The organism is Mycobacterium sp. SMC-19, from assembly GCF_045310815.1.
GTDB lineage: Bacteria > Actinomycetota > Actinomycetes > Mycobacteriales > Mycobacteriaceae > Mycobacterium.
Genome location: NZ_JBJIAM010000010.1, coordinates 43,851 through 67,423 on the forward strand (window position 1 = coordinate 43,851; position 23,573 = coordinate 67,423).

A 23,573-nucleotide genomic window follows, 5' to 3' on the forward strand; every position below is an offset into this window, starting at 1 on the left:
AACTAGCGGGCGACGATCACCGACGAGCCGTGGCCGAACAGGCCCTGGTTGGCCGTCACGCCCACCGTGGCGCCCTCGACCTGCCGGCCGGTGGCCTGACCGCGCAGCTGCCAGGTCAGCTCGCACACCTGGGCAATCGCCTGCGCCGGGATCGCCTCGCCGAAGCAGGCCAGCCCGCCGGACGGGTTCACCGGCACCCGGCCACCGATGGTGGTGGCGCCGCTGCGCAGCAGTTGCTCGCCCTCACCCTTGGCGCACAGGCCCAGGTGCTCGTACCAGTCGATCTCCAGCGCGGTCGACAGGTCGTAGACCTCGGCCAGGCTTACGTCCTCCGGGCCGATCCCGGCCTCGGCGTAGGCGGCGTCCAGGATCTGATCCTTGAACACCCGCTCGGGCGCGGCTACCACGGCGGTGGAATCGGTTGCGATGTCCGGCAATTCGGGCAGGTGCTGCGGGTAGCGGGGGGTCACGGTGGACACCGCGCGCACCGACGGCACACCGTCGAGCGAACCCAGGTGCTTGCGGGCGAATTCCGCGCTGGCCACGATCAGCGCAGCCGCACCGTCGGAGGTGGCGCAGATGTCGAGCTGGCGCAGCGGGTCGGAGACCACCGGGCTGGCCAACACGTCGCCAACCGCGGATTCCTTGCGGTAGCGGGCATTGGGGTTGTTCAGGCCATGCCGGGAGTTCTTCACCTTCACCTGCGCGAAGTCCTCGGAGGTGGCGCCGTAGAGGTCCATCCGGCGGCGCGCCAGCAGCGCGAAGTACACCGGGTTCATCGCGCCGATCAGGTGGAAGCGCTGCCAGTCCGGGTCGTTCTTGCGCTCACCGCCGACCGGGGCGAACGCGCCTTTGGGGGTGGTGTCCGCGCCGATCACCAGCGCCACATCGCAGAAACCGGCCAGGATCTGGGCCCGGGCGCTCTGCAGCGCCTGCGAACCCGACGCGCAGGCCGCATACGAGGACGACACCGGAACCCCGTTCCAGCCCAGCTTCTGGGCGAACGTCGAACCGGCGATGAAGCCCGGGTAGCCGTTGCGGATGGTGTCCGCGCCGGCGATGAACTGGATCTGCTGCGCGTTCAGGCCGGCGTCGGCCAGTGCGGCACGGGCGGCGACCACTCCGTACTCGGTGAAGTCGCGGCCCCACTTGCCCCACGGGTGCATGCCCGCACCCAGGATGTACAACGGCTCAGGCATTGGAGTCCACCTTCTTCCACGCGTAGACGGTGCGCGTCACGCCGTCGTCGTCGGTGTAGAGCGGCATGGTGGTCAGCTCCATCTCCATGCCGACCTTCAAGTCCGCGGCCAGGGTGCCCTCGACGACCTTGCCCAGTACGATCAGGCCCTCGTCGGCCAGCTCCACCGCGGCGATCGCGAACGGCTCGAACGGGTCGCTCGGCGGGTACGGCGCCGGCGGCAGGTACCGATTCTCGGTGTAGCTCCAGATTGTGCCGCGCCGCGACAGCGCGACCGGCTCCAACACGTCGCCGTCGCAGGCGGGGTTGGGGCAGTTGTTCTCACGCGGCGGGAACACATAGGTGCCGCACTGCGGACACTTGGCGCCGGTCAGGTGGGGGAGGCCGGCGTCGTCGGTGGCGAACCACCCGTCGATGGCCGGCTGCGAGGCTACATCTGGCACTCGGTCAGCGTACCCAACCGAGACCCCCGAATTGAAACGTGTTCCAGTTACCGGGACAAGGCGACAGTTCAGACCCGCGCCCGGTCGGCTCCGGTGTCGCGCCGGTAGGCGGCAGCCACCCGGGCCAGATTGTCCGACCGCAGGTTGGCGCCGCTGCGATGCATCGCCCGGTTGGCGGCCACCACCGCCGCGGTCGCGTCGCGACGGTGCTCCTCATAGACCTGCAGGCCCGTGTCTGGGTGGGCTGCCAGGCTGTCCGCCAGCGCGCGGGCATCCAGGATGGCCTGCGATCCGCCGTTGGCGCCCACCGGATACATCGGGTGCGCCGCGTCGCCCAGCAGGGTTACCCGACCACGCCCCCACCACGGCAGCGGATCGCGATCGACCATCGGGTATTCCAGCGGGTCGGCGGTGCGTCCCACCAGGTCGACGACGTCGAGCCAATCCACTTTCCAGCCGTCCAGGTAGGACAACACCTGCTCGGCGTCGCACCGCTGGTTCCAGCGTGCGGTGCCCGGCAGCGGCCCGGGTGGGGATTCGGGCACCAACAGCACCCAGTTGATCAGGCCGCCCCCGATCCGGTAGATCACCAGCTCGATCCCGTCGTCGGCCTTGACGATCGCCATGGTCCGCCCGTCCAGATACGGCTCTCCCGGTGCGGCGCCGCGCCACATTCGCACCCCGGACCACCGCAGGTCGTCGCCGCGCGGGTGTAACTGCGCGCGCACCGCCGAATGAATCCCGTCGGCGCCCACCAAGAAAGCGCCCGCCAGTTCGTCGTCGCCCAACTGCACCCGCACCGAGTCGCCGTCGTCGACGAACCCGGTGACCCGCGATCCGGTCCGGACAGTGCCCGCCTCCAACCGCTCACGTACCGCGTCGAGCAACAGCAGTTGCAGTTCCCCGCGGTGTACCGAATATTGCGGGTATTCGTAGCCGCCTTCGATTCCCCGCGGCTCACGGAACAGCTCCCGGCCGCGGGTATCGAAGTAGGCCAACGATGTTGGGGCGACCGCCAGCGGGGACAATTGCTCGCCCAGCCCCAGGGCGGACAACTCCCGGACCGCGTGCGGCAGCAGATTGATGCCAACACCCAGCGGGCGCAGGTCCCGAGCGCCTTCGACGACGGTGGCACCGATCCCGCGCGCGTGCAGGGTCAGGGCGGTGGTCAATCCGCCGATACCGGCGCCGGCGATCACAACGTCTGTCTCAGTCATGAATCCAGCGTCGCCGTCAGAAAACTATAAGTCCAATATCTAGTTAGTCCAGAAACTATAATCAACAGTTATGGAGCTGCGGCAACTCGAATACTTCATCGCGGTCGTGGAGGAAGCGAACTTCACCCGCGCGGCGCAACGGGTGCATGTGGCGCAACCCGCGGTCAGCGCCCAGATCGGCCGATTGGAGCGCGAACTCGGCCAGCGGCTGCTGGACCGCTCCCGCCGGGAGGTTCGTCCGACCGCGGCCGGCGCGGCCGTGCTGCCGTACGCCAAAGCCGCCTTGGCGGCGGTGGATGATGTGCGGCTCGCCGTCGACGAACTCAGCCGGCTGGTCCGTGGCACGGTCACGATCGGCACCGTGACCGCTCACTCAGTCGATGTGCCCGGGTTGCTCGCCGAGTTCCACGCGGAGTACCCGAGCGTCGAAATCACGCTCAGCACAGCGAATTCCGACCAGCTGATCGACGCGGTCCGCAGCGGCGAACTGGATACGGCCATCGTGTCGGTCGGGCCCGACGAACGGCCGACCGGGCTGGACATCGAGGTGGTCACCGACGAGGCCGTCGATGCGGCGGTGGGCCTGGCCGATGAGCTGGCCGGGCGTGCCACGGTCAGCCTCGCCCAGTTGGCGCAGCGGCCGCTGATCGCGCTGCCCGTCGGCACCGGCATCCGCCGCCAGTTTGACCAAGCCTGCGCGGCGGCTGGGATCTCCCCGCGGATCGCATTCGAGGCCAGCACGCCGCTGGCGCTGGCGGACCTGGCCGAGCGCGGACTCGGGGTCGCGATCCTGCCGAGTTCGGTGGCTCGCAACCGCCCGGGCCTGCATCCACTGAGGCTGACGCCGGAGCTGCGGGGCCGGCTGGTGTTGGCCTGGCGTGCGTCGGGACCGCGCAGCCCTGCCGCCCGGGTGCTCGTCGACAGGGCGCGGCAGTTACTGCGTGTCGGGACGGGTGCCTAGAGTTGGGGCCGTGAGTCAGACCAAACCGACGCTGCTACTCCTCGACGGAAACTCGCTGGCATACCGGGCGTTCTATGCCCTGCCAGCGGAGAACTTCAAGACCCGCAGCGGCCTGACCACCAATGCGGTCTACGGGTTCACCGCGATGCTGATCAACCTGCTGCGCGACGAGAGCCCCACCCACATAGCCGCCGCATTCGACGTGTCGCGGCAGACATTCCGCTCGGAGCGCTTCCCGGAGTACAAGGCCACCCGGTCGTCCACCCCGGATGAGTTCCGTGGCCAGATCGACATCACCAAGGAAGTGCTGGCCGCGCTGGGCATCACCGCGCTGTCGGAGCCGGGCTTTGAGGCCGACGACCTGATCGCCACGCTGGCCACCCAGGCCGACGCAGAGGGTTACCGGGTGCTGGTGGTCACCGGCGACCGCGACGCCCTGCAGCTGGTCAACGAGAACGTGACCGTGCTCTACCCGCGCAAGGGCGTCAGCGACCTGACTCGGTTCACCCCGGATGCGGTCGTCGAGAAGTACGGCCTGACCCCGGCGCAGTACCCGGACTTCGCGGCGCTGCGCGGGGACCCCAGCGACAACCTGCCGGGCATTCCCGGCGTGGGGGAGAAGACCGCGTCGAAGTGGATCACCGAGTACGGGTCTCTGCAGGGGCTGGTGGACCAGGTCGACACCGTCAAGGGCAAGGTCGGAGATGCGTTGCGCGCCAACCTGTCCACCGTGATCCTCAACCGCGAGCTGACCGACCTGGTCCGCAACGTGCCGCTGGCACAGACGCCGGACACCCTGCGACTGGTGCCGTGGGACCGTGAGCAGATCCATCAGCTCTTCGACGACCTCGAATTCCGGGTGCTGCGTGACCGGTTGTTCGACACGCTCTCCACCGCCGGGGGCGCGGTGCCCGAAGCCGAGGAGGGCTTCGAGGTGCGCGGCGGCGCCCTAGAGCCGGGAACGGTTGCCTCGTGGCTGGCCGAACACGCCGCCGACGGCCGCCGCACCGGGCTGGCCGTGATCGGCACCCACCGCAGCTTCGACAGCGACGCGACCGCGCTGGCGTTGGCCTCAGCGGACGGCGAAGGCGGTTACATCGACACCGCGACGCTGACCGCCGAGGACGACGCCGCGCTGGGCGCCTGGCTGGCCGACCCGGCCAAGCCCAAGGCGCTGCACGAGGCCAAGCTGGCCATCCACGACCTGGCCGGGCGCGGCTGGACCCTGGACGGTGTCACCTCTGACACCGCCCTGGCCGCCTACCTGGTGCGGCCCGGTCAGCGCAGCTTCAGCCTCGACGACCTCTCGGTGCGCTACCTTCGCCGCGAATTGCGTGCCGAATCCGATGAACAGCAACAGCTTTCGTTGCTGGATGACACGGAGGGCGTCGACGATCAGGCCGTGCAGACCGCGATCCTGCGGGCCCGGGCGGTCAACGACCTGGCCGACGCGCTGGATCTCGAGCTGGCCCGCATCGACTCGTCCGGACTGCTCGCTGACATCGAACTGCCGCTGCAGCGAGTGCTGGCCGAGCTGGAGACAGCCGGGATCGGTGTGGACCTCGATCACCTGAGCCAGCTGCAGAGCCGGTTCGGTGACCAGATTCGCGACGCCGCCGAGGCGGCCTACGCGGTGATCGGCAAGCAGATCAACCTCGGCTCGCCCAAGCAGCTGCAGGTGGTGCTCTTCGACGAGCTGGGCATGCCCAAGACCAAGAAGACCAAGACCGGCTACACCACCGACGCCGACGCGCTGCAGACCCTGTTCGATAAGACCGGCCATCCGTTCCTGGAGCACCTGCTGACCCACCGCGACGTCACCCGGTTGAAGGTGACGGTCGATGGATTGCTGAAATCGGTTGCCTCCGATGGCCGAATCCACACCACGCTGAATCAGACGATCGCGGCGACCGGCCGGCTGTCGTCGACCGACCCCAACCTGCAGAACATCCCGATCCGCACCGACGCCGGCCGCCAGATCCGCGACGGTTTTGTGGTCGGCGAGGGCTACCCCGAGCTGATGACGGTCGACTACAGCCAGATCGAGATGCGCATCATGGCGCACCTGTCGGCCGATGAGGGCCTGATCGAGGCGTTCAACACCGGCGAAGACCTGCACTCGTTCGTCGGGTCGCGGGCGTTCTCGGTGCCCATCGACGAGGTGACCCCGGACATGCGCCGCCGCGTCAAGGCGATGTCCTACGGCCTGGCCTACGGGTTGAGCGCCTACGGGCTGGCCTCCCAGCTCAAGATCTCCACCGAAGAGGCCAAAGAGCAGATGGACGCCTACTTCGACCGGTTCGGTCGGGTGCGCGACTACCTGCACGAGGTCGTCGAGCAAGCCCGCAAGGACGGCTACACCTCGACGGTGCTGGGCCGGCGGCGCTACCTGCCGGAGCTGGACAGCAGCAACCGGCAGGTCCGGGAGTCCGCCGAGCGGGCCGCGCTCAACGCCCCGATCCAGGGCAGCGCGGCCGACATCATCAAGGTCGCGATGATCAACGTGGACACCGCCCTCAAGGCCTCCACCCTGCGGTCGCGGATGCTGCTGCAGGTGCACGACGAATTGCTGTTCGAAGTGGCCGACGGCGAACGTGACGCGTTGGAGGCGTTGGTGCGCGACAAGATGGGCAGCGCCTATCCGCTCAGCGTCCCGCTGGAGGTTGCGGTCGGTTACGGGCGCAGCTGGGATTCAGCAGCGCACTAACGCGGATTCCGCGACCTGTCGGGGGAGACGCGTACAATCGAACGTATGTTCGAAAGAACGTTTCCCTCCGTGGAGTCGGTCGCGCGGCTTAGTGAGCGGTTTGAGCGGCGTTATCCGTCGGTGACGCCGGAGTCGGCGGTGTTGGTGGAGCGGGTTTGTGTGGCGGGTCGGGCGGAGAATCGGGCGGCGGCGGCGCAGTTGGTGGCGATCGGGGAGTTGTTCGCGCTGCGCTTGAGTCGGTGTGGTGAAACCGAGGCGTGGGCGGTCGATACCGAGGCGGCGGTGGCTGCTGAGGTGGCGGCGGCGTTGCGGATCAGTCAGGGGTTGGCGGCGAGCCGGTTGCGGTATGCGCGGGCGATGCGGGAGCAGTTGCCGCAGGTGGCTGAGGTGTTCAAGGCTGGCGATATCGATATTCGTCTGTTTCAGACGCTGGTGTATCGCACGGATCTGATTGCTGATCGTGAGGTGTTGGCGCTGGTCGATGGGCAGTTGGCGGCGCAGGTGGTGCGTTGGCCGTCCCTGACCCGGAGTCGGTTGGCCGGCAAGGTCGACAAGATCGTGGCCAAGGCCGACGCTGATGCGGTGCGGCGCCGCAAGGAGCGCCAGGTGGAGCGCAAGATCGGGTTTGCGGACCAAGAGGGCGGGCTCTCGGAGGTTTACGGCAGCGTGTTCACCCCTGATGCCCGTGCCCTGGACAAGGCGCTGGATGCGTTGGCGGCCACGGTGTGCGAACACGATCCGCGCAGTCGTGCGCAGCGCCGTGCCGATGCGATGGGGGCGTTGGCGGCGCGGGCGGATCGGCTGGGGTGCCGCTGCGGGCGCCCGGATTGCGCCGCCGGGGGGCGTGCGGCGGCCTCGCCGGTGGTGATTTATGTGATGGCCGAGCAGGCCACCGTCGAGGGGACTGGTGATGGGCCGGGCTCGTTAGTCGGCTCTGACGGATTGATCCCGCCGGAGTTGATCGCCGAGCTCGCCCGATCGGCCCGGTTGGTGTCGTTGGTGCACCCCAGCGATGCCCCGCCCGAGCCGGGGTATGTGCCCTCGAAGGCGCTGGCGGATTTTGTGCGGTGCCGGGACATGACGTGCCGCTGGCCGGGGTGTGACCGTCCGGCGGCAGAGTGCGATCTGGACCATACGGTTGCCTACGGTGACGGTGGGTTCACGCATGCGTCGAACCTCAAATGTTATTGCCGTACGCATCATTTGGTGAAGACGTTTTGGGGGTGGCGGGATCAGCAGCTGCCCGATGGGACGGTGATTTTGACTTCGCCGTCGGGGCAGACCTATGTCACCACCCCGGGCAGTTCGTGGCTGTTCCCGCACTTGTGCGCACCTACCGGGGAACTGCCGGCACCGCTGCGACGCGATGATGACCGCTGTGGTGATCGCACCGCGATGATGCCCCGCCGCCGGCGCACCCGCGCCCAACACCGCGCGGCCCGCATCGCCACCGAACGCAACCAGAACCACAAGGCCCGCCAAGCCCGACGCGCCGCACTCGACACTGTCTGGTTCCCGAAAGTAGCCCCCGGCATCGACCCCGACGACCCACCGCCCTTCTAACGGCGGTCAGGAGCCGCGGTTCAGAATTCGGGTGGCGTCGTGCACCATCTGCGTCACGATGGCACCCGCCGGCAGAACGTCGTGGATGAGGCCGACGGCCTCGCCGATGAGGATGTGCGCAATGTCGAAGTCCGCCGCGTCGAGCCCCGCCTGGAAGGCGGCGATGGCTTCGGGCAGGTTGGCCAGCAAGCGGCTGTCGTCGCCGTGCCAGCTCTGCAGGAACGCGTTGACCAGCGCCCGCTCGTCATAGTGGGGGCCAAACGAGTTGTCGCACAACGTCGTAGACGCGGGTGCGGATGGTGTCTTCGCCGCTGGCTCGGATGGCGCGCTCGTGCGCGCCGGGCGACACGAGTGCCTCGCTGGAGGCCCAGAACCGAGTGCCAACCAAGACTCCGTCGGCGCCGAGGGCCAGCGCCGCGGCCACCCCGCGGCCGTCGGCGATACCGCCGGCGGCCAGTACGAATGTTTCCGGCGAGTGCTCGGCCACGAGGTCGGCGACGGCGGGGACAAACGTCAGAGTCGAGCGGGTGGACATGCCGTGGCCGCCGGCCTCGGCGCCCTGGGCCACGATGACTTTCGCTCCCGCCCGCAGCGCGGCATGCGCCTGCTCCAGGGTCTGCACCTGGCAGATCAGCGGAACGCCCGCGTCGTGGATGTCGCCGGCGAAGGGCTCGGGGTCACCGAAGGACAGCATTATCGCCGCCGGGCTCCGGTTGAGGGCGACGGAGAGAGCCTCCGGCGAGCGGGTCAGGCTCCAGGTGATGAAGCCGCACCCGACGCGTGTGTCGCCGGCGACATCGAACTCGCGCCGCACCCAGTCGAGTTCGCCGTAGCCCCCGCCGAGCAGACCGAGCCCACCGGCACGGGTGACTGCCGCGGCGAGCCGGCCACCGGATGCCTGCGCCATGGGCGCCAGCACGATCGGGTGGTCGATACCCAGGAACTCGGTGAGGCGGTTGCGCAGCGACATCGCGATGCCCCTGGGATCAGCGCCGCACCGGCAAGGGGGAGTGATACCCGGCCATGGTGTACAGCACCGGTGCGGCCGTTCGGGCGGCCACCACCCCGTAGGCGTCCTCCTGCTGCACCGCGAACACCTCGGGGTCGCCGAAGCCGCGGTCGATCCGGTCCCTGATGAAGGCCAGCTGGACCACCTGGACGGCGAACTTCTTGACCGCCTTGCCCGCGGGTCGGCCGCCGATGCGGGTGGCCTCGCGGATCGCCAGCTTCCGAGTGCGGATCGACCCCAGCCAGGTCGCCTCGTTGGCGCTGATCAGGCCCCCGGCCACCATGCCGGGCAGCTTGCTCGCGACCAGCTGCTGTTCGTGTCGGCGGCTCAACATGCCCAGCAGCACCATCAGCAGGAACACCGGAACCAGCCAGAACACGTACGTGATCAGGAAGAGCTGCCCGCCGCCCATCGCCAGCGAGGCGTTCCACGAGGCGTGCATCGCCACCGCGGCCAGGTAGCCGATCAGGATCACGACGGCCTTCGACCAGAACCCGTGGCGGCGCAGCGCGAAGAACACCCCGATACCGGTCATCGTGGTGAACAGCGGGTGGGCGAACGGGCCGAAGATCAGCCGGGCGATGGCCACCGCGGCCATCTTGGCCGGTGACTCGGCCGGCGCGATGTAGACAATGTCTTCCATCCAGGCGAAACCCACCGCCACGACGCCCGCGTAGACCATGCAGTCGGTCAGCGAGTTCAGCGCCAGCCGCCGGCGCCCGGTCAGCATGACCAGCAGGAACAGCCCCTTCGCGGCCTCCTCGATGAACGGCGCCTGGATGGCCGCCATATCGAAGGTCTTCGACACCAGCGGCCGCACGGTGGCCACCGATGAGCCGAACGTCTCCAGGCCCACCGCCAGCACCACGGCCACCGACGCGCCCCACAGGAACGCCAGTTGCAACAGTCGGCGCGGCTCGGGCTCCCAGCGGTCCAGCCACCGGTAGCACAGCAGCACCACCAGCATCGACATGCTCGCCAGTACCAGCGCGGTCAGTGTCCCGCCCGGGTTGGCCGCGGTGAACAGCAGCAACAAGAACGCCGTGAGGATGGCGAGCAGGACAATGACGATGAGCGGCGCTCCGACTTTTCGCCGGTTCCGCATCTGTGGCATAGCGAGGGAGCGTAGCCACCGGTTTGTCCAGCGTGCAACGCGTCGAGTAGCCTCAACAGGTAGTCCTCGACTAGGCCTAGACCAAGATCGCGGGCCACCGCGTGCCCAGCATGCGTGACAACACCTGAGTCCCTACTACGTCAAAATGTCCGGAGCAACCCAACACATGCCAAGTCCCACCGTCACCTCGCCGCAAGTAGCCGTCAACGACATCGGCTCGGCCGAGGATTTTCTCGCCGCCATCGACAAAACGATCAAGTACTTCAACGATGGCGACATCGTCGAGGGGACGATCGTCAAGGTTGACCGGGACGAGGTCCTGCTCGACATCGGTTACAAGACCGAAGGGGTCATCCCCTCCCGCGAACTGTCCATCAAGCACGACGTCGACCCCCACGAGGTGGTGTCCGTCGGTGATGAGGTCGAGGCCCTGGTCCTGACCAAAGAGGACAAAGAGGGTCGTCTGATCCTGTCCAAGAAGCGCGCCCAGTACGAGCGCGCCTGGGGCACGATCGAAGAGCTCAAGGAGAAGGACGAGGCCGTCAAGGGCACCGTCATCGAGGTCGTCAAGGGCGGCCTGATCCTCGACATCGGTCTGCGCGGCTTCCTGCCGGCCTCGCTGGTGGAGATGCGCCGGGTTCGCGACCTGCAGCCGTACATCGGCAAGGAGATCGAAGCCAAGATCATCGAGCTGGACAAGAACCGCAACAACGTGGTGCTGTCGCGCCGCGCCTGGCTGGAGCAGACCCAGTCCGAGGTGCGCAGCGAGTTCCTCAACCAGCTGCAGAAGGGCGCCGTCCGCAAGGGTGTCGTGTCCTCGATCGTCAACTTCGGCGCCTTCGTCGACCTGGGCGGCGTGGACGGCCTGGTGCACGTCTCCGAGCTGTCCTGGAAGCACATCGACCACCCGTCCGAGGTCGTTCAGGTGGGCGACGAGGTCACCGTCGAGGTGCTCGACGTCGACATGGACCGCGAGCGGGTTTCGCTGTCGCTCAAGGCCACCCAGGAAGACCCGTGGCGCCACTTCGCCCGCACCCACGCGATCGGTCAGATCGTGCCGGGCAAGGTCACCAAGCTGGTGCCGTTCGGTGCGTTCGTCCGCGTCGAGGAGGGCATCGAGGGCCTGGTGCACATCTCCGAGCTGGCTGAGCACCACGTCGAGGTCCCGGACCAGGTGGTTGCGGTCGGCGACGACGCCATGGTCAAGGTCATCGACATCGACCTGGACCGCCGCCGGATCTCGCTGAGCCTCAAGCAGGCCAACGAGGACTACACCGAGGAGTTCGACCCCTCGAAGTACGGCATGGCCGACAGCTACGACGAGCAGGGCAACTACATCTTCCCCGAGGGCTTCGACGCCGAGACCAACGAGTGGATCGAAGGTTTCGACAAGCAGCGCACCGAGTGGGAGGCCCGTTACGCCGAGGCCGAGCGTCGTCACAAGATGCACACCGCGCAGATGGAGAAGTTCGCCGCTGCCGAGCACGCCGAGCCGCGCTCGGGTGCCAACGGTTCGCACCGCGACGAGGCTCCGGCCGGTGGCTCGCTGGCCAGCGACGAGCAGCTCGCCGCACTGCGTGAGAAGCTCGCCGGTAACAGCGCGTAATTCGCGCCCAGCGAGTTGAAGGGGCGCAGATGCTGCGTATCGGTCTGACCGGCGGTATCGGCGCCGGTAAGTCGACGGTGTCGGCTACCTTCAACCGCCAGGGTGGCGTCATCGTCGACGGTGACGTCATCGCCCGTGAAGTAGTGGAGCCCGGTACCGAAGGCCTCGCCAAATTGGTCGAGGCCTTCGGGCCGGGCATCCTGCTTCCAGATGGAGCTTTGGACCGTCCGGCGCTGGCAGCGATCGCGTTCAGTGACGACGACAAGCGGGCCACCCTCAACGGCATCGTGCATCCGCTGGTGGCGCACCGCCGCTCCGAGCTGATTGCAGCGGCCGGCGATGAAGCCGTCATCATCGAGGACATCCCGCTGCTGGTCGAATCCCAGATGGCGCCGCTGTTTCCGTTGGTGATCGTGGTGCACGCGGACGTCGAGACTCGAGTGACTCGGCTGACCGAATACCGCGGGATGTCGGAGGCCGACGCGCGGGCCCGGATCGCCGCGCAGGCCACCGAGCCGCAGCGGCGCGATGTCGCCGACGTCTGGCTGGACAATTCCGGTGACCCGGAGGAGTTGGCGAAGCAGGCGCTCGAGCTGTGGCATCAGCGGATCCTGCCATTCGCGCACAACCTCGCCACCGGCCAAACAGTGCCGTCCCCGACGCAGCTGATGCCGGCGGATCCGACCTGGCCCGATCAGGCGCAGCGCATTCTGGCCCGGCTGCGCACCACTTGTGGTCACCGGGCGATCCGCGTTGATCACATCGGGTCCACCGCGGTGGCCGGCCTGGACGCCAAAGACGTTATCGACGTGCAGGTCACGGTCGAATCCTTGGCGATGGCCGACGAACTCGCCGAGTCTCTCTTGAGCGCCGGGTATCCGCGCAAAGAGGCGATCACCGCCGACAGCGGCAAGCCCGATGCCCGCAGCACCGTCGCCGAATTCGATCACACCGATGACCCGGCGTTGTGGCAGAAGCGGTTTCACGCCTCCGCCGACCCTGGGCGGGCCACCAACGTGCACATCCGGGTCCAGGGCCGGCCCAATCAGCAGTTCGCCCTACTGTTTCCGGCCTGGTTGTCCGCGGACTCCGAGGCTCGGGCCGAGTACCTGGCGGTCAAACGCGACGCCGAACGCGCGGGCGTCGACGGCGGCATCGACGCCTACGCCGACGTCAAGGAACCCTGGTTCGACACCGCCTATCGCCGCGCGTGGGCCTGGGCCGACGACACCGGGTGGCGTCCTTAGAAAGGCTTACCGGCCGCTCTAAGCCATGCTGCTGATCAGCGCGCCGCACAGCATCGCGCCGGTGTGGGGGTCGTTGGTGTTGCCCCAGGTGTTGATGAAGCGCTCGCTCTTGACCGTGGTGACGTCGTCGACCTTGATCTCGCAATGCACGGTCGCGGTGGTCGGGAAGCGCAGCCGGATCACCATGCCGGCCTTGCTGGGGTCGGTCATCACGGTGTTCGCCTCGAACGGGGTGCCGAATGCGTCGAGGTCCGCGCTGGAGGTCTCGTAGTCGTTGCGCATGAAGGTGACCACGTTGCCGCTGGACCAGGCGTCGACCTTCGCGATGTAGGTCACGTTGTGCAGCTCGGTGGTGTTGTCGTTGTCATCGGCCCCCGCCGGCGCCGGGATCAGCTGACCGCACCCGAGCACGGCTGCGGTGGTGGCAACGGCGACACCGATTCGCAGTTTGGCGTTCATATCAGCGCAGTTTAGCGCGGTCACGCCGAAGGCCCCGGCATAGCACGCGTCACAGTCGGCGCCCCCGAGCGACCGGAATCACAAAAATTGCATGGCGCGCAAAGTTTGCATTGTGTGCAATGATTTGCGAGTGGATGCGCCGCAGGTCAGCTCGCTGAGAGAACGCCGGCGGCGCGAAACCGAAGCGGCCATCCATCGTGCGGCGGTCGAATTGATCGCCGAGCAGGGTTACGACGCGGTGACGGTGCCGATGATCAGCGAGCGGGCCGGCGTCTGTGTGCGCACCTTCTTCAACTATTTCCCCAACAAGGAAACGTCGGTGGTGCTGCCGTTCCCGCCGTTCGACCCGGAGCTCAGTGCCGTGGTGCGGGGTGGGCCGGGCGCAGATCGTCTGATGGCCGACGTGGTCGAACTGGTCATCAACCACATCGAGGTCCATACCGAGAATTCGGTCGGCCTCACGACGCTGCTGCGGATGATCTGCGAGATCCCGGAGCTGCTCCGGCTGCACACCGCCGAACTGGCCGAGCTGGAAACGCAGCTGGCCGAGCTGATCGCCCAGCGTCTGCGGCTGCCCAGCGACGATCGGCGCGTCGAGGTCATCGCCAGCGCGGTGATGGCGACGGCGAACACCGGCATCCAGCGCTGGTCGCGGGATCCGGGTGCCGGTTCGTTGTCGGACGAAGTCCGGCGCTGTGTGAGCCTGCTCGAACCCCTGCAGTGCCGCTAAGAACCGCGAAAGCGAGAGGGTAAGAACATTTTTGACTTCGTGAAGCGTGCCTGGATTCCTATGGTCGTGGTGCTGGTGGCGACGCTGGCGGGGTTTGCGGGTTTTCGCATCCACGCGGTGATGGCGCCCAAACCCGCGTCGACCGCCTTCATCGACGAATCCAGACCCGTCATTCCCAAAGACGTCATCTACGAAGTGTTCGGACCCGAGGGGACGGCCGGCCAGGTGAACTACCTTGACGAGAACTCGCAGCCGCAGCGTGCCGATTTCACGAACCTGCCGTGGTCGTTCACCATCTCGACCAAGCTGACGTCCATCTTCGCCAACGTGGTCGCCCAGGGCGACAGCAGCTCGATCGGCTGCCGCATCACCGTCAACGGCGAGGTCCGCGACGAGCAGACCGTCGACACCCATAACGCCCAAGTCTTCTGCCTGGTGAAATCCGCATGAGCGACGTGACTACCAAAGCCGAAAACGCCCAGACCACCCATTCCCGGGTCGCGCGGTTCATTCACCGCGTCCCGCTGCTGGTCGTGGTGGCGTGGCTGGCGCTGACCGTCGTCGTCAACGTCGTTGTGCCGCAGCTCGAAGAGGTCGGCAAGGCGCACTCGGTGTCGTTGGCGGCCAAGGACGCCCAGTCCTACACGGCGATCAAGAAGCAGGGCGCCAACTTCGAGCAGTTCGACTCCGACAGCATGGTGATGGTCCTGCTGGAGGGCGACGAGCCGCTCGGCGATCAGGCGCGCACCTACTACCACGGCTTGGTGGAGAAGCTGCGGGCCGACACCGAGCACGTCGAGTACGTGCAGGACTTCTGGGGCGACCGGATCACCGCCGGTGGCGCTCAGAGCATGGACGACAAGGCCGCCTATGTGCAGCTGAACCTGGTCGGCGACCAGGGCACCACCACCGGCAAGGAATCGGTGCAGTCGGTGCGCGACATCGTCGACGGCAGCGCGCCGCCGCCCGGGCTGCATGTCTACGTGACCGGTCAGGCCGCACTGACCATGGACATGAACGACGCCGGCGACGAGAGCATGCTCAAGATGACGGCGATCACCTTCGTGGTGATCACGGTCATGCTGCTGCTGATCTACCGCTCGATCGCGACGGTGCTGCTGATCTTGTTCACCGTCTTCGTCGAACTGGGCGCGGCGCGCGGGATCGTGGCCGTTCTGGGCCACTTCGAGATCATGGGGCTGTCCACGTTCGCGGTGAGCCTGCTGACCTCGCTGGCGATCGCCGCCGGTACCGACTACGCGATCTTCTTCATCGGTCGCTATCAGGAGGCCAGGGCGGCGGGACAAGACCGCATCACGGCGTATTTCACTACGTACCACAGTGTTTCGCACGTGGTGCTGGGTTCGGGTCTGACCATCGCCGGCGCCACGTTCTGCCTGAAGTTCACCCGGCTGCCGTACTTCGCGTCCATGGGTGTGCCGTGCGCGGTGGGCATGCTGGTCGTGGTCGCCGCGGCCATGACGATCACCCCGGCGGTGCTGCTGCTGGGCACTCGATTCGGCCTGCTGGAGTCCAAGCGGAAACTCTCGGCGCGGGGCTGGCGCCGGATCGGGACCGCGATCGTGCGGTGGCCCGGGCCGATCTTCGTGGTGACCATGATCGTCGCCCTGATCGGCATCGGCGTGCTGCCGTCGTACTCGGTGAACTACAACGACCAGTACTACATCCCCAAAAGCCTGCCGTCGATTCAGGGCTATGAGGCGTCGTATCGGCACTTCTCCAAGGCCCGGATGAACCCCGACATCGTGCTCGTCGAGACCGATCAGGATCTGCGGACGCCGGGCAACATGCTGGTGCTGGATCGGATCGCCAAGAACATCTTCCGCCTGGACGGAATCGACAAGGTACAGAGCATCACTCGGCCGCTGGGAGCGCCGATCGACCACAGCTCGGTGCCGTTCCAGCTCAGCATGCAGTCGGTGCCCATCACCGAGAACCTGGACTACCTCAAGGGCCGGATGGCCGACATGCTGCACATGACCGACCAGCTCGGTTCGATGATCGAGATCATGGAGCGCATGCACGCCCTGATGTCGGAGCAGGCCGGTGTCACCCACGACATGGTGGGCCACACCACCGAGATGAAGCAGGTCACCGATGAAATGCGGGACCACATGGCTGATTTCGACGACTTCTGGCGTCCGATGCGCAACTACTTCTACTGGGAGCCGCACTGCTCTGGCATCCCGATGTGCTGGTCGTTGCGGTCGATCTTCGATGGGCTCGACGGGGTCGACAACCTCAGCGACAAGATGACGGCGATGCTGGGCGACCTGGAGCACATGGACACCCTGATGCCGCAGATGGTGGCGCAGCTGCCGCCGATGATCGCCATTTCCAAGGACATCCGCGAAACGATGCTGACGATGTACAGCACGTTCAACGGGATGATCAACCAGATGGCGCGGATGACCGACACCGCGACCGTCATGGGGCAGGCCTTCGACGCCGCGAAGAACGACGACTTCTTCTATCTGCCGCCGGAGGCCTTCGACAACGCCGACTTCCAGAAGGGCCTCAAGTTGATGGTCTCGCCGGACGGTAAGTCCGCGCAGATCATCGTCACCCACGAGGGTGACCCGGCCGGCAACGCGGCGCTGTCCAAGACCGAGGAGGAGCTGACCGCGGCCAAGGCGGCGATCAAGGGCACCCCGCTCCAGGGCGCCCGGGTCTACATCGGCGGAACGGCGCCGACCTATCACGACATCGGCGAGTTCCTGCGATACGACATGATGCTCGCGGTGATGGCGTCGCTGTGCCTGATCATGATCATCATGCTGGTGCTGACCCGCAGCCTCGTGGCGGCCGCGGTGATCGTCGGAACGATCGCGGTCTCGCTGGGCTCGTCGTTCGGGTTGTCGGTGCTGATCTGGCAGCACATCCTCGGCCTGCAACTGCACTGGTTCGTGCTGCCGTTCACCGTGATCATCCTGTTGGCGGTGGGATCGGACTACAACCTGCTACTGGTGTCCCGATTCAAGGAAGAACTCGGCGCCGGGATGAATACGGCGATCATCCGCGGCGTCGGGGGTTCGGGCAGCGTGGCCACCCAGGCGGGGCTGGTGTTCGCGTTCACCATGGGGGCGATGATCAGCAGTGACCTGGTCTCGATCGGTCAGTCCGGAACCGCGATCTGCCTGGGTCTGCTGTTCGACACCTTCATCATCCGGGCGTTCATGACGCCGTCGATCGCGGCGCTGCTGGGCCGCTGGTTCTGGTGGCCGATCAAGGTGCTGCCCACCTCGTCGCTCACCCGCAACCGGCCGGCCGTGGTCGACGGCGGGGCCGAACCCGCGGCCGACGACCCGGTGACTACCGAGATCCCGGTGGCGACCCCCTGAGCCCATCGCTGACCGGCCAGGTCACCGGCATGCCCTGGCCGGCCAGCCACCGGTGCAGGTCGTAGCCGTTGCGGGCCAGCCCGTCGACGGCGGCCACCGTGTGTAGCACCGCCTGCTCGGCGTCGTGCTGACTCAGCAGGCCCTCGGCGACGGCGGCCATCAGCTCGTCGGTGTCGGCGAGCTCGACGCCGGACGCGGTGCGGACCACCAGGTCCAGGTAGTGGTCCCGGGAGTGCCAGCGCTGCGGTCCCGCGGTGTACTCGCCGACGTCGAGGTAAAAGTCCTGGTCGCGCTCATAGCCCGGGCTGAAGTGGAAGACGGTCGCGCGCAGACCCAGCGACGGCAGCAGCCAGGACTCCAGGTAGTGGAACTGGGCCCGGCCCGGGGTGGGGCGCGCCAGGTACAGACCCCACGGATGCACCGAGTAGACGTCGACGGCGCGCACCACCCCTTTGGGGTCGGTGTTGGTGTAGCCGCGCAGGTCGAAGGTCTCTTCCTTGGGTGGATGCACCGCTGGCCGCCTCTCGCTGTCGGAGGCCGGGCCTACTCTGGTTTCCGTGGCCTTCGCAACCGAACACCCTATCGTCGCGCATTCGGAGTACCGGCCCGCCGGTGACGCCGTCGAGGGCATCGTCCGTGCCGGCGGCCGGTTCGACGTCGTCAGCGAGTACCAGCCGGCCGGCGACCAGCCGGCCGCCATCGCCGACCTGGAACGCCGCATCACCTCGGGGGAGAAGGACGTGGTGCTGCTGGGCGCCACCGGCACCGGCAAATCGGCCACCGCAGCCTGGCTGATCGAACGGCTGCAGCGCCCCACCCTGGTGATGGCGCCTAACAAGACGCTGGCCGCGCAGCTGGCCAACGAGCTGCGAGAGATGTTGCCGCACAACGCCGTCGAGTACTTCGTCTCGTACTACGACTACTACCAGCCGGAAGCCTATATCGCGCAGACCGACACCTACATCGAGAAGGACAGCTCGATCAACGACGACGTTGAGCGGCTGCGCCACTCGGCGACCTCCAGCCTGCTGTCCCGGCGTGACGTGGTGGTGGTCGCCTCGGTGTCCTGCATCTACGGCCTGGGCACGCCGCAGTCCTACCTGGACCGCTCCGTCGAGCTGCAGGTCGGCGCGGAGGTGCCGCGCGACGCCCTGCTGCGGCTGCTGGTCGATGTGCAGTACACCCGCAATGACATGGCGTTCACCCGCGGCTCGTTCCGGGTGCGGGGCGACACTGTCGAGATCATCCCGTCCTACGAGGAGCTGGCGGTCCGCATCGAGTACTTCGGCGACGAGATCGAGGCGCTGTACTACCTGCACCCGCTCACCGGGGACGTGGTGCGCAAGGTGGACTCGCTGCGCATCTTCCCGGCCACCCACTACGTCGCCGGCCCGGAACGGATGTCGCAGGCCATCTCCACCATCGAGGAGGAGCTGGCCGCCCGGCTCGAAGACTTGGAGAACCACGGCAAACTGCTGGAGGCCCAGCGGCTGCGGATGCGTACCAACTACGACATCGAGATGATGCGCCAGGTCGGCTTCTGCTCGGGTATCGAGAACTATTCGCGGCACATCGACGGTCGGGGCGCCGGCACGGCGCCGGCCACGCTGATCGACTACTTCCCGGAGGACTTCCTGCTCATCATCGACGAGTCGCACGTCACGGTGCCGCAGATCGGCGCCATGTACGAGGGCGACATGTCGCGCAAGCGCAATCTGGTGGAGTTCGGCTTCCGGTTGCCCTCGGCATGCGACAACCGGCCGTTGACCTGGGAGGAATTCGCCGATCGGATCGGTCAGACGGTCTACATGTCGGCCACCCCGGGCCCCTATGAGCTCAGCCAGGCCGGCGGCGAGTTCGTCGAGCAGGTGATCCGCCCGACCGGCCTGGTGGACCCCAAGGTCGTGGTCAAGCCCACCAAGGGCCAGATCGACGACCTGATCGCCGAGATCCGCCAGCGCACCGCGGCCGACGAGCGGGTGCTGGTGACCACGCTGACCAAGAAGATGTCCGAAGACCTCACCGACTACCTGCTGGAGATGGGGATCCGGGTGCGCTACCTGCACTCCGAGGTCGACACGCTGCGCCGGGTGGAGCTGCTGCGGCAACTGCGGCTCGGCGACTACGACGTGCTGATCGGCATCAACCTGCTGCGGGAGGGCCTGGACCTGCCGGAGGTGTCGCTGGTGTCGATCCTCGACGCCGACAAGGAGGGCTTCCTGCGTTCCACCCGCAGTCTGATCCAGACCATCGGCCGCGCCGCCCGCAACGTCTCCGGTGAAGTGCACATGTACGCCGACAAGATCACCGACTCCATGCGGGAGGCCATCGACGAAACCGAGCGACGCCGGGCCAAGCAGGTCGCCTACAACGAGGCGAACGGCATCGACCCGCAGCCGCTGCGCAAGAAGATCGCCGACATCCTCGACCAGGTGTACCGGGAGGTGGAGGACACCGAATCCATCGAGGTCGCCGGGTCGGGCCGCAACTCCTCGCGCGGGCGGCGTGCTCAGGGCGAGCCCGGCCGCGCCGTCAGCGCCGGGGTCATCGAAGGCCGCGACACCAGCAACATGCCCCGGGCCGAACTGGCCGACCTGGTCAAGGACCTCACCGAGCAGATGATGAACGCGGCGCGTGATCTGCAGTTTGAGCTGGCGGCCCGGATTCGTGACGAGATCGCCGACCTCAAGAAGGAATTGCGGGGTATGGACGCGGCCGGCATCAAGTGACGCGCCAGGCAGGCGATCCATTTTCGCGTGTCATGGTGATCCGTGATTGACTGCAAGCGGTGGTGGAACTGACTGAAGCGGTGATGCATGAATCCGCTGTTAGCGCTGGCAGCTGGCGTGAGCTGCTCGGTAGGCGCTATCTAGGTACCGCAGCCGTGCTGGCCGGCGGTGTCGCGTTGTACGCGACGAACGAGTTCCTGACGATCAGCCTGCTGCCCAACACCATCAAGGACATCGGCGGTGAGCGGTTCTACGCCTGGGTGACCACCCTGTACCTGGTCGGATCGGTGCTGGCCGCGGCCGCGGCCAACGCGGTGCTGGTCCGCGTGGGGTCCCGCTCGGCCTACCTGATGGGACTGGCGTCGTTCGGCCTGGGCACGGTGCTCTGTGCGCTGGCGCCCCAGATGGAAGTCCTGCTGATCGGCCGCACCCTGCAGGGCATGGGCGGCGGCCTGTTGGCCGGGCTGGGGTGGGCGCTGATCAACGCAGTCCTGCCCAGCTGGCTGTGGACCCGGGCGTCGGGGCTGGTGTCGGCCATGTGGGGAGTCGGTACCCTGGTCGGCCCGGCCGCCGGCGGCCTGTTCGCCCAGTTCGGAATCTGGCGGTGGGCGTTCGGCCTCATGGCGATACTGACCGTGGCGATGGGCGTGGCGGTCAGCGTGGTGCTGCCGGCCGGGAGCAGCGGGCACCGCGGCGAGCCGGTGAAGTTCCCGGTGCGGTCGCTGTTGCTGTTGGGCGGCGCCGCGCTGGCGGTCAGCGTCGCGCAGTTGCCGCGTAGCCTGCTCGGCGCGATGGGGCTGCTGCTGGTCGGCGGGATCCTGCTGGCCGTCTTCCTGGTCGTGGACCGGCGCTCGTCGTCGGCGGTGCTGCCGTCCAGCGCGTTCCACCCGGGCCGGGAGAAGTGGATCTACCTGACCTTGGGCCTGCTGATGGCCACCACGAAGGCCAACCTGTACATCCCGCTGCTGGGGCAGCGGCTGGCTCACCTGCCGCCGGTGATGGCCGGCTTCCTGGGCGCAGCGTTGTCGACCGGTTGGACGTTCAGCGAGATCGCCAGCGCGTCGGTGAGCAAGGTGCGGGTGGTCGTCGCCCTGGTGATCACCGCGCCGCTGGTGATGTCGGCGGGTCTGGCGGTGGTCGCGTTCGCCCGGATGAGCCACTACAACCCGACCGCGGTCGGCGCGATCTGGGCGCTGGCACTGCTGGTGGTCGGCATCGGCGTCGGCGCCGGCTGGCCGCACCTGTCGGCGTGGGCGATGAGCTGCGTCGACGATCCCGCCGAGGGCGGTACCGCCGCCGCCGCCGTCAACACCGTCACGCTGATCGGCGGGGCGTTCGGCGCGGGCATTGCCGGCCTGGTGGTCAACACCGCGATGAGCGCCGGACAGCCCGCGGCCCGCTGGCTGTTCGCGATCTTCGCCGTGCTCGCCGCCCTGGGATTCGTGGTCTCCTATCGGGCCAGCCGAGGTGCCGGTGCACTCGTCGGCGGCGCCGACTGAGGCGGTAGGTCCCCCGGCAAGAGCTCGGCAATGAGTCCGTTGACGTGGGCGGCTATGTCGTCGCGGATGGCGCGGACGGTGTCGAGGGGTTGACCTGGTCGGCGGGTTCGGTGCCGGCGGAACGGACCTCGATGCGGTCACCGGCGAGGTGGCGCAGCAGTGCGGCGGCCATTTGCGAGCGACCGGCGTTGTGCACGCAGACGAACAGCACGCTGGGTCTGGTGGGTGCGGCGAAACGGTTCCGCAGGGCCAGCGAGGCGTAGACCAGGCCGACCAGGACGGGGACCTCGATGAGGGGCCCGACCACCCCGGCCAGGGCTTGCCCGCTGGCGGCGCCCCAGGTGGCGATCGCCACCGCGATGGCGAGTTCGAAATTGTTGCCGGCGGCGGTGAACGCCAAGGTGGTGGTGCGTGCATAACCCAGGCCGAGCGCCGCCCCGACGGCGTAGCCGCCGCCCCACATGATCGCGAAATAGGCCAGCAGCGGGAGCGCGATGCGGACCACGTCGAGGGGCTGGTGGGTGATCTGATCGCCTTGCAGCGCGAACAGGATGACGATCGTGAAGAGCAGTCCGTACAGCGCCCAGGGCCCGATTCGCGGTAAGAACCGGCTCTCGTACCAGCTGCGGCCCTTGGCGCGTTCGGCCAAACGGCGGGTCAGATATCCGGCCGCCAGCGGTATGCCGAGGAAGATCGCCACGGATCTGGCGATCTGCCACGGCGAGACCTCGATGCTGGTCTGCGGCAGTCCCAGCCAGCCGGGGAGCACGGCAAGGTAGAACCAGCCCAGCACCGCGAACATGACGACCTGAAAGACCGAGTTGAGCGCGACGAGGACGGCGGCGGCTTCGCGGTCACCGCAGGCCAGGTCGTTCCAGATGATGACCATGGCGATGCAGCGGGCCAGGCCGACCACGATGAGCCCGGTGCGGTATTCGGGCAGATCGGCGAGGAGCAGCCAGGCCAGGGCGAACATCACCGCCGGACCGACAACCCAGTTCAGTAGCAGCGAGCTGAGCAGCAGCCGCGCATCGGAGGTGACGGCGTCGAGCCGGTCGTAGCGGACCTTGGCCAGCACCGGATACATCATGATCAGCAGTCCGGCGGCGATCGGCAGCGAGATCCCGTCGACCTGCACCGCGCTGAGGCTGTCACCCAGACCTGGGATCATCCGCCCCAGGGCCAGGCCGGCGACCATGGCCAGTCCGATCCAGACCGGCAGCAATCGGTCCAGGGTGGACAGTCTTGTAGAGGTTGCGTGGTCGCCCATCAGCAGCACGAGCCCGGGGTTGCGGCGGACTCGGCATCGGCGATCTTGGTGTAGACCTCCCAGCGTTCGCGGTCTGGGCCGCTCACCCAGACCTTGTCCTGGACGGCGTAGCAGCAGGTGGTGCCCATTTCCGTCTCCGTCAACAGGCCGGCTTCGCCCAGGCGGGCGATCTCCTGGTGGACGATCTCGCTCGAGGCCACCTCGACGCCGAGGTGGTTCAGCGTCCCGCCGTGACCTGGGCTTTCCAGCAGGACCAGCTTCAGCGGCGGGTCGGCGATCGCGAAATTGGCGTAGCCGGGCTTGACCTTGGCCGGCTCGGTATCGAACAGCCGGGAGTAGAACGCGATCGCGGCATCGAGGTCATCGACGTTGAGTGCGAGTTGTAAGCGGGACATGGCAACCACCTCCGGTTGTGAGACATATGTCGAACTAGTGATCCTGGGGTCAGCATTCCCACCT

At 67.4% G+C, this 23,573-nt stretch carries 17 protein-coding genes and 2 pseudogenes; 10 read left to right on the forward strand and 9 right to left on the reverse strand.

Going from position 1 to position 23,573, the window contains the following annotated elements:
• Nucleotides 1-2: 2 nt before the first annotated feature.
• The 3 genes from ACJH5R_RS19600 to ACJH5R_RS19610 all read right to left on the reverse strand — a co-directional run bounded on the left by ACJH5R_RS19600 (nucleotide 3) and on the right by ACJH5R_RS19610 (nucleotide 2,858).
• On the reverse strand, nucleotides 3-1,199 hold the full coding sequence (locus ACJH5R_RS19600; protein ID WP_406759904.1) for a lipid-transfer protein: 1,197 nt from the start codon (nucleotides 1,197-1,199) through the stop codon (nucleotides 3-5).
• Nucleotides 1,192-1,641: a Zn-ribbon domain-containing OB-fold protein gene (locus ACJH5R_RS19605; protein WP_406759905.1), complete on the reverse strand. Its 450-nt coding sequence runs from the start codon at nucleotides 1,639-1,641 to the stop codon at nucleotides 1,192-1,194. The genes ACJH5R_RS19600 and ACJH5R_RS19605 overlap by 8 nt, the downstream gene beginning before the upstream one ends.
• A gap of 68 nt (nucleotides 1,642-1,709) precedes the next feature.
• A complete protein-coding gene (locus tag ACJH5R_RS19610; RefSeq protein ID WP_406782625.1) occupies nucleotides 1,710-2,858 on the reverse strand; it encodes an FAD-dependent monooxygenase in 1,149 nt (382 codons plus the stop codon).
• A gap of 70 nt (nucleotides 2,859-2,928) precedes the next feature.
• Between ACJH5R_RS19610 and ACJH5R_RS19615 the strand changes: the two genes are divergently transcribed.
• The 3 genes from ACJH5R_RS19615 to ACJH5R_RS19625 are packed head-to-tail and all read left to right on the forward strand — an operon-like array spanning nucleotide 2,929 to nucleotide 8,089.
• Nucleotides 2,929-3,819: a LysR family transcriptional regulator gene (locus tag ACJH5R_RS19615; protein ID WP_406782626.1), complete on the forward strand. Its 891-nt coding sequence runs from the start codon at nucleotides 2,929-2,931 to the stop codon at nucleotides 3,817-3,819.
• The gene (gene polA / locus ACJH5R_RS19620) at nucleotides 3,812-6,526 is read left to right on the forward strand and encodes a DNA polymerase I (RefSeq protein ID WP_406782627.1); all 2,715 of its coding nucleotides are present in this window, start codon (nucleotides 3,812-3,814) and stop codon (nucleotides 6,524-6,526) included. Before ACJH5R_RS19615 ends, polA begins: the two co-directional genes overlap by 8 nt.
• 45 nt (nucleotides 6,527-6,571) lie before the next feature.
• Nucleotides 6,572-8,089 (forward strand): HNH endonuclease signature motif containing protein, encoded by a 1,518-nt coding sequence (locus ACJH5R_RS19625; RefSeq protein WP_406782628.1) that lies wholly within the window; start codon nucleotides 6,572-6,574, stop codon nucleotides 8,087-8,089.
• A gap of 6 nt (nucleotides 8,090-8,095) precedes the next feature.
• Here ACJH5R_RS19625 and ACJH5R_RS19630 read toward each other — a convergent pair.
• Together ACJH5R_RS19630 and ACJH5R_RS19635 are read right to left on the reverse strand one after the other, a co-directional pair.
• Nucleotides 8,096-9,059 (reverse strand): annotated as a pseudogene (locus tag ACJH5R_RS19630) (NAD(P)H-dependent flavin oxidoreductase).
• Nucleotides 9,060-9,075: 16 nt separating this feature from the next.
• Nucleotides 9,076-10,203 carry a PrsW family intramembrane metalloprotease gene (locus ACJH5R_RS19635; protein WP_406782664.1) on the reverse strand — a complete coding sequence of 376 codons (1,128 nt, stop codon included), beginning with the start codon at nucleotides 10,201-10,203 and terminating at the stop codon, nucleotides 9,076-9,078.
• Between the two features lie 175 nt (nucleotides 10,204-10,378).
• Here ACJH5R_RS19635 and rpsA point away from each other — a divergent pair, with 175 nt between their 5' ends.
• Both rpsA and coaE read left to right on the forward strand, forming a co-directional pair.
• Nucleotides 10,379-11,818 carry a 30S ribosomal protein S1 gene (gene rpsA, locus ACJH5R_RS19640; protein WP_046285750.1) on the forward strand — a complete coding sequence of 480 codons (1,440 nt, stop codon included), beginning with the start codon at nucleotides 10,379-10,381 and terminating at the stop codon, nucleotides 11,816-11,818.
• A gap of 29 nt (nucleotides 11,819-11,847) precedes the next feature.
• Nucleotides 11,848-13,065 carry a dephospho-CoA kinase gene (gene coaE / locus ACJH5R_RS19645; protein WP_406782629.1) on the forward strand — a complete coding sequence of 406 codons (1,218 nt, stop codon included), beginning with the start codon at nucleotides 11,848-11,850 and terminating at the stop codon, nucleotides 13,063-13,065.
• An 18-nt stretch (nucleotides 13,066-13,083) separates the two neighbouring features.
• On the opposite strand, the gene ACJH5R_RS19650 is transcribed toward coaE, so the two are convergent.
• Nucleotides 13,084-13,524, reverse strand: a complete 441-nt coding sequence (locus ACJH5R_RS19650; RefSeq protein WP_406759912.1) for a hypothetical protein — start codon at nucleotides 13,522-13,524, stop codon at nucleotides 13,084-13,086.
• Nucleotides 13,525-13,654: 130 nt separating this feature from the next.
• Here ACJH5R_RS19650 and ACJH5R_RS19655 point away from each other — a divergent pair, with 130 nt between their 5' ends.
• The 3 genes from ACJH5R_RS19655 to ACJH5R_RS19665 are packed head-to-tail and all read left to right on the forward strand — an operon-like array spanning nucleotide 13,655 to nucleotide 17,616.
• Nucleotides 13,655-14,254 carry a TetR family transcriptional regulator gene (locus ACJH5R_RS19655; RefSeq protein ID WP_406759913.1) on the forward strand — a complete coding sequence of 200 codons (600 nt, stop codon included), beginning with the start codon at nucleotides 13,655-13,657 and terminating at the stop codon, nucleotides 14,252-14,254.
• Between the two features lie 60 nt (nucleotides 14,255-14,314).
• On the forward strand, nucleotides 14,315-14,704 hold the full coding sequence (locus ACJH5R_RS19660; RefSeq protein WP_406759956.1) for an MmpS family transport accessory protein: 390 nt from the start codon (nucleotides 14,315-14,317) through the stop codon (nucleotides 14,702-14,704).
• Nucleotides 14,701-17,616 (forward strand): RND family transporter, encoded by a 2,916-nt coding sequence (locus tag ACJH5R_RS19665; protein ID WP_406782630.1) that lies wholly within the window; start codon nucleotides 14,701-14,703, stop codon nucleotides 17,614-17,616. The genes ACJH5R_RS19660 and ACJH5R_RS19665 overlap by 4 nt, the downstream gene beginning before the upstream one ends.
• On the opposite strand, the gene ACJH5R_RS19670 is transcribed toward ACJH5R_RS19665, so the two are convergent.
• On the reverse strand, nucleotides 17,588-18,127 hold the full coding sequence (locus tag ACJH5R_RS19670) for a DUF402 domain-containing protein (protein WP_406782631.1): 540 nt from the start codon (nucleotides 18,125-18,127) through the stop codon (nucleotides 17,588-17,590). The two genes, ACJH5R_RS19665 and ACJH5R_RS19670, sit on opposite strands and share 29 nt — an antisense overlap.
• Nucleotides 18,128-18,173: 46 nt before the next feature.
• On the opposite strand from ACJH5R_RS19670, the gene uvrB reads away from it, so the two are divergent.
• Entirely contained in the window at nucleotides 18,174-20,345 is a 2,172-nt protein-coding gene (gene uvrB / locus ACJH5R_RS19675) for an excinuclease ABC subunit UvrB (RefSeq protein WP_406759916.1), read from the forward strand.
• Nucleotides 20,346-20,428: 83 nt separating this feature from the next.
• Nucleotides 20,429-21,844, forward strand: coding sequence for an MFS transporter (locus ACJH5R_RS19680; protein WP_406759957.1), 1,416 nt, complete (start codon nucleotides 20,429-20,431; stop codon nucleotides 21,842-21,844).
• A gap of 70 nt (nucleotides 21,845-21,914) precedes the next feature.
• Here the strand turns inward: ACJH5R_RS19680 and arsB are convergent.
• Both arsB and ACJH5R_RS19690 read right to left on the reverse strand, forming a co-directional pair.
• Nucleotides 21,915-23,114: pseudogene (gene arsB / locus ACJH5R_RS19685) on the reverse strand (ACR3 family arsenite efflux transporter); the annotation flags it as partial.
• Complete coding sequence (locus ACJH5R_RS19690) at nucleotides 23,114-23,509, reverse strand: ArsI/CadI family heavy metal resistance metalloenzyme (RefSeq protein ID WP_406782632.1); 396 nt, start codon at nucleotides 23,507-23,509, stop codon at nucleotides 23,114-23,116. The gene ACJH5R_RS19690 and the pseudogene arsB, both read right to left, overlap by 1 nt.
• Nucleotides 23,510-23,573: the final 64 nt, after the last annotated feature.

What these genes read in the sequence shown, in the direction of transcription:
- ACJH5R_RS19600 (WP_406759904.1), bottom strand. Translation starts at nt 1,199, where the DNA reads ATGCCTGAGCCGTTGTACATCCTGGGTGCGGGCATGCACCCGTGGGGC.
- ACJH5R_RS19610 (WP_406782625.1), bottom strand. Translation starts at nt 2,858, where the DNA reads ATGACTGAGACAGACGTTGTGATCGCCGGCGCCGGTATCGGCGGATTG.
- ACJH5R_RS19615 (WP_406782626.1), top strand. Translation starts at nt 2,929, where the DNA reads ATGGAGCTGCGGCAACTCGAATACTTCATCGCGGTCGTGGAGGAAGCG.
- ACJH5R_RS19625 (WP_406782628.1), top strand. Translation starts at nt 6,572, where the DNA reads ATGTTCGAAAGAACGTTTCCCTCCGTGGAGTCGGTCGCGCGGCTTAGT.
- ACJH5R_RS19635 (WP_406782664.1), bottom strand. Translation starts at nt 10,203, where the DNA reads ATGCGGAACCGGCGAAAAGTCGGAGCGCCGCTCATCGTCATTGTCCTG.
- rpsA (WP_046285750.1), top strand. Translation starts at nt 10,379, where the DNA reads ATGCCAAGTCCCACCGTCACCTCGCCGCAAGTAGCCGTCAACGACATC.
- coaE (WP_406782629.1), top strand. Translation starts at nt 11,848, where the DNA reads ATGCTGCGTATCGGTCTGACCGGCGGTATCGGCGCCGGTAAGTCGACG.
- ACJH5R_RS19650 (WP_406759912.1), bottom strand. Translation starts at nt 13,524, where the DNA reads ATGAACGCCAAACTGCGAATCGGTGTCGCCGTTGCCACCACCGCAGCC.
- ACJH5R_RS19660 (WP_406759956.1), top strand. Translation starts at nt 14,315, where the DNA reads ATGGTCGTGGTGCTGGTGGCGACGCTGGCGGGGTTTGCGGGTTTTCGC.
- ACJH5R_RS19665 (WP_406782630.1), top strand. Translation starts at nt 14,701, where the DNA reads ATGAGCGACGTGACTACCAAAGCCGAAAACGCCCAGACCACCCATTCC.
- ACJH5R_RS19680 (WP_406759957.1), top strand. Translation starts at nt 20,429, where the DNA reads ATGCATGAATCCGCTGTTAGCGCTGGCAGCTGGCGTGAGCTGCTCGGT.
- ACJH5R_RS19690 (WP_406782632.1), bottom strand. Translation starts at nt 23,509, where the DNA reads ATGTCCCGCTTACAACTCGCACTCAACGTCGATGACCTCGATGCCGCG.